Source organism: Bacillus manliponensis, from assembly GCF_000712595.1.
GTDB lineage: Bacteria > Bacillota > Bacilli > Bacillales > Bacillaceae_G > Bacillus_A > Bacillus_A manliponensis.
In genome coordinates this window covers 167,363-180,637 of sequence record NZ_JOTN01000009.1, presented here as the reverse complement: position 1 = coordinate 180,637, position 13,275 = coordinate 167,363, and the positions used below count along the sequence as shown (strand labels likewise).

The window sequence follows — 13,275 nt, the reverse complement described above, 5'->3', positions numbered from 1 at the left end:
ACACTTTATCTTCAACAGCTCAATATAAAATTCAGCTTACTGATGAATTAGAAGTAAACGAATACTTAGAGTTAGATATCGATGAACAGGATAGAATTGTTGGCATCGAGGTATTTGGCCCAATCGCTTTAGAGTTATCTAAACTAGCAGGCTCTACACAGATATATACTAAAGATGGTGATGTCTATTCTTTCCGCTTAAATGAGCAAGAGGTGAATCAAAAGTTTCATTATAAAGGGATTGATTTTTGTTTCTCAGATGAAAAATTTGAGAGTTTTGTAGGGTTAGATATTGTAGACTTAAATAAGTATGATACTAGCCTTTTAAATCAAATTTTAATACCATAAAAAAACCTCCAATATTGGAGGTTTTTTTATGGTATTAATTGTTACTTAAGTTTCACTTTTTTGTGTCCAAAATATTGACTCAAATCCACTACTCATATAAACCACTACAAAACTAAAAATTCAGTTATTTTTTTGCGTAGTTGTCACTGAACTTAACCATACAATTCTTCCAATTTAACTAAGTTCTTTTTATGATTTGATAAACCAACTGTGAAACTGTTCGGTTTCATTTCAAGTATCCCTTTGTCCTCTTTTAATTTTATCGTTACATTAGACTTAATAAGACCTCTTTTTACACTTACTTGCTCTACTTCATCTAAGTCTAAATAGGCGATATTTTCAGTAGCGTTACCTGTCGTAGGGCTTAATTCTATGAATAAAACTCTCTTATCGGTGAAGCCTACAAGACAATGTTTATTTGAAGCAATTGCACCAAAAAGATAAGTTAAATATTCAGAGCGAGCTGCCATTTTCATTACATAAAAGTAATGAGTATAAGTCTCACCTTCTATCATTAATTCATCGAATACCTTGTCTGCAGTTGTATTAGTTAGCACCGTTCCCTCTCCTTTGTTTTATGTTGAAATACTAGTTACTTTCCAGTACATATTTACCATATATTTTACAAATCTATAATTAAAAACGTTAAAAATTCTAAAGTAGTTCCACTCCTACTTGTTTTAAAAATTTAACTTTTATTCTTTCATCATCGTTAATGCTAATTATCATATCATTTTCAACCTTTTTAATACTTGTAACCTCCTTAAAATCACCAGAAAACACGGTGAAATCATTATATGTTACGCTGAGACTACATGCTTGTTTATAAACATCCATAGTTAAAATCACTCTAAAATTTTTATTATCTCTGTAGGAATAAATAAATTCCCCTGCCTCTATATCATCTACGATACTGATTGGTTCACTCAAAAAAAGTTCCAACAATTCATATTCATCATATTTAATAAAAATTGCAACTCACTTCCTTTATTCACTAGATGATATTAACTTAACAACATTATAGAAAATATTTCAAACAGATCCCATGTTTTGTTACGATTAAATTCGCATACAGTATCATGCACACCTTTTTTCAAATACTAATAGTAATTAAAATACGGTTAATAATCATTCTATTCCTATATAAAAAAGCAACACCAAACGTGTTGCTTTTTCGCATTAACCTTAACATTTTCAAAAACATATCCTCTAAATAACTGTTTCTTCCTCCGTAGCAGCACCTTTATTCACCAACTTCAAGTAAAAATGCGATACTGTTGTAAAGTAATATGGATAGAACCAAAGAAATGGAATACCGATTATAAAGAACCAAATAATAACACATAAAATCAACCATCCAATAAAACTTAAAGATAGTACGAATAAATCCCATTTATGCCCCTTCATCATTTCCTTACTCTTTTTAATTGCTTCACTTGCCGTACATTCTGGATTATCTAACAAAATATAATAAGACATAGAATAAGAGAAAAGCTTTATAATCCCTGGTATAATGAATAATAGCCCCCATAAAAATGTGTAGACAAACATTAAAAGGGCTAACTTTATCAATCGAAATACATTCTTTCTGTAGAATCCTTCAAATAAATTACCGATTGTAGTAGATTCCTTTTTCGCTAAACGCAATGTAAGGTTGCAATACCCATAGTCCATAATGCTTTTTACGACTAGTATAACAATCGACATACTAACAAAAGTAAGTATATAAAAAATTACCCCTATCGTCTTTAAACTTTCATCTCCAGCAACTGAAGAACTAGCGTTCACAGATTCACTCAAAAAGATTCCTGAAAACATAACGAGTAATCCAACAACAAACATACTAACACTAGAAATAATATAATATAAAAATGATGCCCCTACACCTAATCCCCATCTACCTTTCAATTAAGATAAGGCCATCTTTTTCAACTCTCGAATCACTTTCATTTCTCTCCTTCCATTTATTTGTTATCCCTTATCCAGTTCACAATATTACATAGAAAATAGTAACATTTTTACCAAATTTTACATTATATACAGTTAACTTCATTAAAAAACTGCACCCCGATTGTTAGACTGTGTCTAACAATCGGGGTGCAGTTTTTATCAGCTTTTTTTATTTTTCTAAACTATGTTATAAGCTAACCGTTGCAGCCTCTTCGCCTTTATGACTAATACCGTTCTTTACCTTAGTGAGTAACTCTATTATCCTTTCAGAGTATATTCGTACAGCTTTTGTAGATTTTGCATTCTCTAACTCACGATAACACTCCACTAATTCTTTCTGTTCTTCTTCACTGAGATAACCACATACTTTTTCCCATTTATTCACTCGGCTCACCTCGACTCAACTGATTTGACTACATAGTCAGTTCTCCCCTCTTGTATTATATATTATACAATGCATTACAACATTTATTTGTAACTATTTCTTGTCTTTATCTTCTATATATTTCACAATCTCGTCGATTCTTTGTTGTTGCACGACTTTTTGCTCTTCAGCATTTATCCGTTCTTGCAATAAAAATGTTTGACCAGAAATTCCAGCTAATATTGACACTTTAATTACATCTAAAGTTTCTTGAGGACCCAATATTGCTACTCCAACTATAGCAGCAAGGCTACCGACAAACATTTCTCCTAAGAATCCAGGGTGAAAATAAAGCTTTGTTTTACGTGGCATTACGATTTTTTTGTTAGTCATGTAATGACTAACAAAACCAGAAATCATACCTACGATAACGGACGTTAAAATAACGTTCAACATAAACACCCCTTTTCCGGAAATTTATTTTGGCTACAACAACAAAAGCACATTACTAAGTGAATTTTATACTATAAACAACTTCCTTTTAGGTACACAAAAAAACCTTCAGAATTAATGGTTTACGCATCAAAAATAAGATATCTAAATAGCTATCGATGAGTAAAAGTTCATTAACCGGAAGGGTTATGTGTATTAATTGATTAGAAAAAAGTGTACCTCTATTATATCACTAGATAACTAAAAATTTCGGACCAATCAATATTTTAAAAATTTCTCAACAAATTACTTTCTTTACAGGTACACTTTCTAATCATTCATATGCTTCTCTTACTTTAACTTTTTTAATTCGACCGCTAATCACATCTCTTGAAAAAACTATCCAAAAAACAAGAAATAAACAACTAACATTATGGCGAAATTTACATGTACGTTAAAACACAAAAAAAGCACTCGTTGCCTTTAGTAGACAACCAAGTGCTTTAAGTTCATATATTTTTAAGTAACATAAATTTGTAAATTTTGCAGTAACAGTATGACACCTTTTATATGTCATGACAAGTGTTTCAATAAAACTTACGAGCTTGTACGAGTTCGTTAATTCCGTGGCCATTCTCATGTATAAAGTAAGAAACCTACAAATAATACTTAAAACTTCTATTCATCATAAACAATTAATCTTCTTATAATAAAAATGACCTTATTTAGCTTTAAGCTAAACAAAGTCATTTATCTATATTAAAACTCTTCTTCCCATGCTTCTTTTGCATCCAATAACCTTTGTGATAAAAACTCATAAAAATTCTTTGCTGTATTGTAGTCATCAAGTCCACCTTGTCTATCCCACGCTATTACTGGACACTCATTATTTTCCATATTACTAGTATCTAAACAATAAGCATATTCTCCAATATCCTCAATAACTACTAAATTCTCCCTCATTCCTAAATCCCTATAACTCTCCGTTTCAATAACAACAGAAGCTATATTAGACTTAGCCACTCCTAAAATATCAACACCAAATAACCCACCAGATCCATAATTAATTAAAAACCACTTATAACTTTCTGGCAATTCTAACTGTAGGGTATCTTGAACATAATTAACCTGTTTTTTATCTACTCCACCAGTAAAGTCATCTGATTCCATATTTACCTTGATAAAATTGGTTAATTCCTCTTTATTCATTCAAAATTCCTCCTTTTACAATTCAGCTTTGTTTATTTGTTTAGCTCTCCATCTCCAATACTTCGACCTAAAATTTTCATATTGCTTTTTTAACATTGGGTCTCTTCTAAAACTTCCATCATTTTCTACTAAACCATGCAATATTCTATAATATTCCTTATGCATACTACCTGGGAGCCCCATCATTGATCCTGGCTCTCTTTGTTAATTCTCATTCTGTTTTTTAGTGAATTCCATCCCTTTTATAAAGTTCCTCATCGAATCCCTACCCTTCAATAATCCGCTTATGTATAACAGCACGTCAAACTCTTCAGGATCCGCATCATAATGAATCATTCCTGGGTCAATAAACGGCTCATAAACTATATTACAAATGTCCTGCTCTCTTATGTTTATACGAAAACACCTTTCCAATTTAGAAACATAATTATTTGTACAAATTAAATCATCTATAGGTTCTTTAAACGATTGCCCGTTGTAGAGAAAAAACAGTGTGTTATCTTCAACATACACCCCAACTAGTTGTCCATTTTCGCTAAATCCTCCTACACCTTGTACTATGGTATCTCCCTCCTTCGTTTCCGTAATGAAATAAGTACTATTATTAATTACGATATATGATCCTAATTTTGAATAATTACGCAATGTTATTACCATTGTACAAATACTCCTTTCAAAATAGAAAAAGCTCTCATCCTTTTACCGCACTTCGATTTCACGAATAACTAACTCAAACACTGCACAATACCGTCTTCTAAAAATCTAGCTCATTATGTTTTATAAACCGCTCTATTTCCATTTCTAAAATAGTTCTATCAATACTCTTATCAAAAACAAACCCCATTTTCCCATTATAATTTGCTAGTTTAGTTGGTATATCCCAATATTCCATCTCATTTTCAAACTCGTATAACCCAAAAGTAAGAAACATATTTCTTCCGTTCTTTTCAACGTAAAGAATTACATGATCTTTATCAAATTCTTCATAAATAATATTAATTGTACTTCTATACATTCTTATCCACCCTTCCAAAAATATTTTAAATAGACCCCATATATTGTTACTCTTAAATTCGCATACAATATAATGTACACCTTTTTTCAAACACTAATAACAATTGGTATATAGCATAAAATACGGTTAGTAATCATTCTATCCCCATATAAAAAAAGCAACACCGAACGTGTTGCTTTTTCGCATTAACCTTAATGTTTTCAATATTGTTGTGTATAAATAAAAATATATTCTTCTAAATAACTGTTTCTTCCTCTGTAAAGTAACAATCAATATACTAGCAAGAGTAAGTATATAAAAAATTGCACCTACTATATTTAAATTTTCATCTCCAGCAACTGAGACACTATCAGTTCACTCAAAAAATCCCTGAAAACATAACGAGGGATCCAACAACAAACACACTAACACTAGAAATAATATAAAAATGAACTGATTAAAATTAAATCAGTCCATTCGCCTTTTTATATTCTCTCACACGTCTAAATAGTGTCGCCTCAGTAATCAAATCTTTTCCGTTTTCGCCTTTACCGTACTTCTTAATAAGTTCCTTTGAAGTCACGCCACCCTCCATATACTCTTTAACAGCCATTTCATAAATCTCTTTATTCGCTGTTGGGCGACCGAATTTAACGCCCTTTTCCTTAGCGTTTTCAATTGCTGGTTTTGTACGTTCTATAATCAAGTTACGTTCCATTTCAGAAAACATCGCCAAAAGATGAATCAACGCTTTACTCATTGGCGAATTATTAGAAGTATCCACATTATCATCAATCGATTTAACGAAAATACCCTTTTCAGTAAGACTTTCAATAAGGCTTGTAACCTGTGAAACCGAACGACCTAGACGATCTAATTTTTTAACGACGATTAAGTCACCTCTCTCAACTTTTGAAAGAAGTTCATTGAGTTGTTGACGATCCATATTTTTATCAGTTAAAGTATCACTGTAAATAGCCTCAGCTTTGATACCATCATTTAAAAGTGCTGCAATTTGAAAAGTTAAATCCTGTTGTTTAATTGAAGCCCTCGCATAACCGTAAATCTTATTCATTCTATAATTGCCTCACTTTGAGTTAGTATTCTTTTATTTTCCTTATCTGCAATTAGATTATCAAATGTATTACACTTTTGTAAATGTTATTTTAAACTTATTTAATTTGATTTCGCTACTACAAGATAAAATGCGTTAAGACATCTTAAAATATAGGTGGATTTACAATATATTAGAAATTTAAAATTAGATTTTTATTTTTATATTATAATATTTTGTAAACAAAAACAGGGGGTACCTCCCCTGTTAATTAAACCCTCCACTTTATATACTAAGTTTTTGTAATAAACAATACTTAGTTTAAAACACCTTACAGTAGATGCTTTTATACGACTCGCTGTTTTTCTCTCGAAATACATATGAAGGCAGTACTCATAAATTTCCTTCGTCGACTGGAATAGAAGGGATTCGTATCAAATAAACACTTCTTTCCTAACTACAAAATCTTAACAATAGCTTTTATAGAATCCCTATCATTTAGAAGTGTATTCACCAACTACACCTTCTAAGAACTCTTTGTATTTTACAAATGTATTAGTATATTGATTAACACGCTCTTCAAACAATTGATTTTCTTCAAATGTTATTTTAACAACTAACTTATAAAGGTCTATATTTTTAGTTCCGCGAATTAATTCCACCTCATACCCTAACAAGTTCTGTAAAACCTCAAGCTTATTGTCAGCTATGTTTCTAATCAATTCTGTTCCTTGCTGCTTATAAGATTCAATAAACATAGATGCACTATTATCTTTTTTCTTATAAGTGAAAATAAACTTCCAAGGAATATTCAAAAATTGATGACCACCAAAATAGTCTCGTTTCCCTCCATAGCGAGCCGTATAATCTGTTTTCGTATTAATAAAGTCTGAGATCTCTTGTAAAAAATCCGATACATTTGGATCTACATTAATTTTTCGTTCTTTCGCTACAACCTTTTTACTAATATAGTAATCTTCTAACTTATATGGCGGAATAATTTGATTTGTATCAATGAGGATTTGTTCTCCTAGTTTATATGGCTTAATTGTTACACACTTAATATCAATATTATTTTCATACAGCCATGTACAAACAGATAAAATACGTTTATCAATTTCCTTGCCAACAATGATAATTCGTTGAGTCGTATTAAGTAGAGAGTTAAGCTCTTGCTCATCATCAACTTCTAAAAACTCCATCAATCCATCTTTTGCATCCACTTGCAAAGCATTCATTTTTATATACTCCTCATATATATCAAGCACATCTTGTGGGCTTAACCTCGCACAATACGATGCATACTTTAAAGCTTGAAAATCAACATTACTTCCTGTCACATCTCGCTTCACTTCAATAATAACTAGATTCCCTTCTTTATCTAGAGCAAGTAAATCTAGTCGTTCATTTACTTCGAACTTATCATACTCATGACCGATGATCAGCAAGTCTTCCTGTAACACTTCTGGATTTTTACGTATCCACTCTTCAATATGTTGGCGTTCTTTTAAATCATTTTCAAAGAATGTTGTTTCTTGCACTTCTTCAAGTTCGTTGTTTGCTATGTTCAATTTGTACATGTTAATCTCCTTTATCAAAGTTGATTTCTAATCTTTTAACATCTCTCTCAGCTCACTCACAGTCTCAGCAAACTCATCAATCCTTACCGCATGCATCTCAATCGTTTTCTCTGTATCTACAACTTCCCATACAGGATGCTTTGCTTCACCTTCTTGCTTCGGATACAGTAAAAGACAGCGCTCAGCTTCTTTATATGCCGTCACATATGCGTACATTTGATAAATATCACTTTGCTGATAACGACTTTTCTCGTTAACTGTCGCACTTTTCCATTTCGTATCAACAATCACCTTATTATCAATCACAAAATCAGGCTTCAACAAAATGTTCTGCTGATTACTTTTTTTATTTCGTAACAACCTCTTCTCTGCATGCTGACTCATTACTTCCTTATGACCAACAGCTTCTCTTAGCGCTACTTCAATGTATTGTTCAAACAACATGTTCATCTTAAATAAGAAAGAAAATGAAGATGCATCACTTCCCTTACTATAGATTGCTGCTCGTTCAACAATTAACTTGGCAAATAGGACAACATCACGGAACCGTTCATTTTGACGATTCAGTGTAACGTTTTGCAAGTTCAACCTAGAGCAGTGAACAGAATCCACCCTATCTAAATATCCTAAGCAACGCTCAAGATAAAGCTTTAATGCATGTGTTTTCGTATAAGCCTTTACGATACATAGTGCACATTTTAATAATTGATTTAAAGAATTATTTTCTGTGTGCTCATCAAATGCACAATACGCTCTCGTTTGATGAAATGCATTTTCACGAATATGCTTACTAAACTCAAGCTTCCCTCTCATCACATATAAATTTCCCTCGTTGCGTTCATATGTCTTATAAAGTCCTCTTTGAAGTTCATACAATAAACGCTCAAGAAACGCAGCAACAAATGCCGTAAGTAGATCGCCTTTTTCTTTTCCATTTTGTACTTGATTATAAAATGAAACTGGAAGAAACCCTGTAATAGCAAGCATCTCTAATAAAGACTTTCGATCATCAACAGGGGAAAGTGTAATCTTCGGAACAATTTCATAACGCACGCCCGAACATTGAATCACACCAACGTAATTAATAAATCGAAGCCGCTTATACCGTAAATCTAATACTTGTTGGTTAGGATATTTCTCTTCAACATACCGCATAAGTTCTTCAAATTGTGCCGCTGTTACAGCATCTTCTGTAATCCAATCATACGATTCACGAATTGTGATAACTTTACTCATAAATCGCCATTAACTCCTGTGACGATAGTTTACGCTTCACGCGGTACAACGGCGGAATATGAAGAGATGGCTTTTGCTTAAACAGCTCACTCACATTCACTTCTTCTTTATAGACGATATACGAATCATCCTTTGACTTCCCAATACCACCTAAAACAAGTCCGATTTTCTCCCAATCATCATAAAAGTACTCTTGCAGAAGCGGAACTACTTTCGTTTGGAATATAGAAACAATTTCCTCATCCGTTTTTGCATTTATAAAATATGCATGTCCAATCGTATGATCTCTGTCATATAGCACTTCAATCCGTTTATTCATAACCGTTAGCATTTCACTAAGATCAATTTCTTCACCGACTGACTCAAGAAGATCTTCATTCGGCATCATCTCTTCAAACACAAAACGGCGGCGTAACGCTGTATCTAACAATGCAATCGAACGGTCTGCCGTATTCATCGTTCCAATTACATATACATTCGGAGGCAATGCAAACTTCTCTTTTGAATATGGCAGCTCAACAATTAATTCATTGTCATTTGTTAAACGCTTATCTTCTTCTAATAGCGTTAAAAGTTCACCGAAAACCTTAGATGTATTACCACGGTTCATTTCATCAATAATAACAACGTGTTTCTTTGCAGTTGTAAAATCAAACGAATCGTTTTCCATCAATACTTTTTGCACAACCGCTCTTCTCTCGTCTCCCGTCATTTCAATATTATCTTCTTCTGCTTCCTCTTCCATTTTCTCTAAAATCCAACTTAATACTGACCAATATCTCGTTTGATTGCACCCACCAATTGCTTCACGAACAAACGCTACGTTATGCTTCCAATCAATATCATTCTCTTGAACATAACGATACAAATTGAGTAAACGCTCCTTCGAAACAATAGAACTTGTTTTTACATCTTCACTTGTTACAACGATATTTCCTTGCGGTGAAACGTACGAAATAAAACTTTTCGTTCCTGTTTTGGACTCAAATTCAATATTGGACTTCAAACCATTTTCAACTAAGTAATCATACAGCTGCTCGAAGCGTACTTCACCAGAATAATTATGAGAAACATTTTGAATTCCTTCATACATCGCTTCAAGCGCTACCTTTTTTAAAATACCATCCGTTGGAACAAAGTTTCCTTTCCCATCAGATTTTAACCCTTCGATAAAATCTTCATAAGCATACGATTGATGAAACGTTACAAAATGAATGTTCCCTTCCCTCGTTAAACGTGAAAACTCCTGTTGTAGTGCTTCTCTTCCATCTGCTTTTAATTCTTCATATACTTTCTTATCGATAATCTCAAGAGCACGTTCCACAACATGATACGTTTTCCCTGTACCTGGTGGACCATAAAACACATAGTTTTTCGCCATTGTATCCAGCACTTCCTCATCTTTGGCGGAAATGTTCTTCATCTCTGCCTCCTGCATAAACACTAAGTTAATCGTACTCTTATTTTTCACTTCGTTCAGTGTACTGCGATAACCACCGTATCCAACAAATTCTCTCTCTCTAATATGAGTCCACTCAACTGGAAGAAGGTGTCCGTACTCTTCAGAAAATTGATAACCGTCCGATGCATCAGCGGTAACTCTCCCAACTGCACTCACTCGTAATACAGACCTTGTCTTTCCCTCAATTTTACGAGTAAACGTTGTCTTTAACGCGACAAGATCTCCTTCCTTCATCGAAAAGAATTGTTTCAATGCCTTTTGTCCCGCTGTTGAGTCTTCTTTTTCTTCGATGATATCGTCAATATTGTCTTCACCTAAGTAAGACGATAAATCCTTACATAAAAAACCAACGGCAATACAATTTTTTTGCAACAAATAATCTTGAATGGTCCCTTGATCTCCATATGTATGACCAACTAGCCAATAACTAATATTCTTATCAACCGCTTGTTCTCTCTCAGAAAACACATCCCAAATAAACCTTCCAATTTCTAGATTAGACCAATTCGGAAAACCATCTTGCTTCTTCAGCCTTTGCAGCACTTGGTGACTCAATTCGATTGCACGTTGCGGAACAAGTAGCTCATCTTTTACATGTAATTCCTTTCCAAGCTCAATCAAAATTTGCGGTGAATAAATATTAAAAAACTGCTCCGGCACATAAATATTTAAAATTTTTAACAACACCGTTTTAAACATAGGTAAATTTAACCCATCTATTTCAGAAATACGTCCCTCTTTTGCAAACCGAATCGCTTGAATAATCCCGTTCTTTAAACTCTCAAACTCCTCCTGCAACTGTTCACCCTTTAATACAACCTTTTGTTTCCCATAACCTTTACAATACTCACCTGTCTTCGCAAGATAAATTCCAAACTTAGCAGCATTTCCTCCGCCAATCCCTCCTAAAATCTTTTTCCTTTCCAGCCAGTAATTAAAACAATCTTTTGACCTCGTATTTGCATACTCTTCTATCGTTAAATCTTGTAAAGAATCAAATGGAAAGCGATCGAGAAATGCTTGCCTTCCTAATTCTTTCTCCTCAATTAATTGATCATCCATTCTATATTGAGAAGCTTTTTGAAGTAATGTTTGGAGTTTCATTGATTAAATCCCCCTTATTTATTTTTATAAGTTAATTATAAAATATGAAGAAAGAGAAAGTAGTAGAGAAGAGAGATTCTATTCGTTTCTTCTTACTTTTTATGATAGCAGGTAAATAGGTAATATTTGTGTAAGTTTTGGGAATTTGGTTGTTTTTTAAAATTAAAAACAAAAAATCACAGGTAGTTGGTACCTGTGATCGTGTTTTTAATATACGCCCCTTCCTTTTACACCATATTGTAAATTACCTAAAAAATAACTCTTATTCTACTTAATTGTATAAGAGTTATTCACCACACAATCACTTCCTGCTCAATCCGTTTTTTATGTGTAAGCATTTCTTGGATTAGTTCGTGCCATGAAGCATAGTCCTCTTTATCCAATAACTTTTTTAACTTTTCCTCATACTCTTTACCAAATTCTATCCCATATTGTACATACTTGCTGTAAGTTTTTACATCCATTATGAATGGCTATAACTGCGAAAAACAGCACCTACCAACTTGAAAATTTCCATCCTATGACTCAAGGAAAATGCTGAAGAAATTTAATATATTCTTCTACTATAGCTTTATTATTCATGATAAGATTTATAATCATCTATAACACTTTTCACTAACCTATCCATAGCAATAAATATTGTTAAGAAAATGAATACTACATAATCACTAAACAAATTTTGTACACCAAGTTCCATTAAAACTTTAAAATCATTAAAACTTTTCCATAAAGCTACCATTAGTAGTAAAAAATAAACAAGTATTCTTCTCATACTCTGTGATTGCTCGTCAAAATCTGTTAAATATACAAAGGTAACTAAAGAAACTGGTAAAATGATAAGAATCATGTAGTAAACCTGATATGGCATACTTTGAAAGGTAACTACCCCCACTAAAAGAGCATAAATTATCAATATATGAGTAAGCAAACTAATTGCAGTTCTACCAAATATAATTCCTAATCTATTTATAACATAGCTATCCTTATTAATTTTTACTGCCAACTTTTCTAGAACACTTTCATAATCCTCTATGCTATCTTTTAAATCCAATATAACTCTTGAAATTATCAAAATAAATATAGAATAAATAACAAATATACTAAAAATCAAACCTTGCTTTTGAGCAAAATCTAATAAAAAAAATACTATAAAGTTAGAACTGATGAATACTATTGTAATAATGCTAAATAAAATTTCACTTATAGTTAGTATTTTTTGCGCATTTCTTTTGGTTTTCTTAATTAATTTTCCCGAAATCCATTTTCCTATTTTTTCAAAAAAAGGATCAATAATTTTACTTATAAAAAGAACAGATAAAATAGATCCTAATATCAATATAAAAATATAAATAAAAAACAATTTCATATCTTGCATATTTTTTATTCCTTTCTATGTTCATTAAATATACCTAAATAAAATAGTATTAATATAAATAGAAGTTATAAATATTTGTAACAATACTCAACTAGTCAAAATCGCCTTCTAATTTTTTTAAATACGGTACCTAAATAACAAACAAAAAGCCCATCTCACTTCATATAA

General features: G+C 32.2%; 16 protein-coding genes and 1 pseudogene. 1 reads left to right on the top strand and 16 read right to left on the bottom strand.

All coding sequences use genetic code 11. The features are described 5' to 3' along the window. The coding region (locus BAMA_RS24745; protein WP_034639560.1) for a hypothetical protein at positions 1-347 on the top strand (347 nt) is incomplete at its 5' end. A gap of 152 nt (positions 348-499) precedes the next feature. Here BAMA_RS24745 and BAMA_RS12720 read toward each other — a convergent pair. From BAMA_RS12720 to BAMA_RS12655, 16 genes and pseudogenes are all read right to left on the bottom strand, one after another. Further along, on the bottom strand, positions 500-904 hold the full coding sequence (locus BAMA_RS12720; RefSeq protein WP_034639558.1) for a PH domain-containing protein: 405 nt from the start codon (positions 902-904) through the stop codon (positions 500-502). A 97-nt stretch (positions 905-1,001) separates the two neighbouring features. Continuing rightward, positions 1,002-1,319, bottom strand: coding sequence for a hypothetical protein (locus tag BAMA_RS12715; protein ID WP_034639556.1), 318 nt, complete (start codon positions 1,317-1,319; stop codon positions 1,002-1,004). 237 nt (positions 1,320-1,556) lie between these two features. Next, a complete protein-coding gene (locus tag BAMA_RS12710) occupies positions 1,557-2,255 on the bottom strand; it encodes a DUF975 family protein (protein ID WP_235184452.1) in 699 nt (232 codons plus the stop codon). 229 nt (positions 2,256-2,484) lie between these two features. After that, complete coding sequence (locus BAMA_RS12705; protein WP_051758941.1) at positions 2,485-2,682, bottom strand: hypothetical protein; 198 nt, start codon at positions 2,680-2,682, stop codon at positions 2,485-2,487. A gap of 93 nt (positions 2,683-2,775) precedes the next feature. Beyond that, positions 2,776-3,117 (bottom strand): DUF4257 domain-containing protein, encoded by a 342-nt coding sequence (locus BAMA_RS12700; protein WP_034639554.1) that lies wholly within the window; start codon positions 3,115-3,117, stop codon positions 2,776-2,778. A gap of 430 nt (positions 3,118-3,547) precedes the next feature. After that, a complete protein-coding gene (locus BAMA_RS25535; RefSeq protein ID WP_084157987.1) occupies positions 3,548-3,727 on the bottom strand; it encodes a hypothetical protein in 180 nt (59 codons plus the stop codon). A 125-nt stretch (positions 3,728-3,852) separates the two neighbouring features. Then, positions 3,853-4,302: an SMI1/KNR4 family protein gene (locus BAMA_RS12695; protein ID WP_034639553.1), complete on the bottom strand. Its 450-nt coding sequence runs from the start codon at positions 4,300-4,302 to the stop codon at positions 3,853-3,855. Between the two features lie 15 nt (positions 4,303-4,317). Beyond that, positions 4,318-4,494: pseudogene (locus tag BAMA_RS12690) on the bottom strand (HNH/ENDO VII family nuclease); the annotation flags it as partial. Positions 4,495-4,506: 12 nt separating this feature from the next. After that, on the bottom strand, positions 4,507-4,959 hold the full coding sequence (locus BAMA_RS12685; RefSeq protein WP_034639551.1) for a hypothetical protein: 453 nt from the start codon (positions 4,957-4,959) through the stop codon (positions 4,507-4,509). Between the two features lie 97 nt (positions 4,960-5,056). Continuing rightward, positions 5,057-5,317 carry a hypothetical protein gene (locus BAMA_RS12680; RefSeq protein ID WP_034639549.1) on the bottom strand — a complete coding sequence of 87 codons (261 nt, stop codon included), beginning with the start codon at positions 5,315-5,317 and terminating at the stop codon, positions 5,057-5,059. 442 nt (positions 5,318-5,759) lie between these two features. Beyond that, a complete protein-coding gene (locus BAMA_RS12675) occupies positions 5,760-6,371 on the bottom strand; it encodes a recombinase family protein (protein WP_034639548.1) in 612 nt (203 codons plus the stop codon). Positions 6,372-6,844: 473 nt separating this feature from the next. Continuing rightward, positions 6,845-7,930 carry an MmcB family DNA repair protein gene (locus BAMA_RS23505; RefSeq protein ID WP_051758940.1) on the bottom strand — a complete coding sequence of 362 codons (1,086 nt, stop codon included), beginning with the start codon at positions 7,928-7,930 and terminating at the stop codon, positions 6,845-6,847. 27 nt (positions 7,931-7,957) lie between these two features. Further along, positions 7,958-9,166, bottom strand: a complete 1,209-nt coding sequence (locus BAMA_RS12665; RefSeq protein ID WP_034639547.1) for an McrC family protein — start codon at positions 9,164-9,166, stop codon at positions 7,958-7,960. Continuing rightward, on the bottom strand, positions 9,159-11,732 hold the full coding sequence (locus BAMA_RS12660; RefSeq protein WP_034639546.1) for an McrB family protein: 2,574 nt from the start codon (positions 11,730-11,732) through the stop codon (positions 9,159-9,161). The genes BAMA_RS12665 and BAMA_RS12660 overlap by 8 nt, the downstream gene beginning before the upstream one ends. 290 nt (positions 11,733-12,022) lie before the next feature. Then, complete coding sequence (locus tag BAMA_RS25635) at positions 12,023-12,196, bottom strand: Wadjet anti-phage system protein JetD domain-containing protein (protein ID WP_084157982.1); 174 nt, start codon at positions 12,194-12,196, stop codon at positions 12,023-12,025. A gap of 110 nt (positions 12,197-12,306) precedes the next feature. Then, a complete protein-coding gene (locus tag BAMA_RS12655) occupies positions 12,307-13,107 on the bottom strand; it encodes a hypothetical protein (protein ID WP_034639579.1) in 801 nt (266 codons plus the stop codon). Between the last annotated feature and the right edge of the window lie 168 nt (positions 13,108-13,275).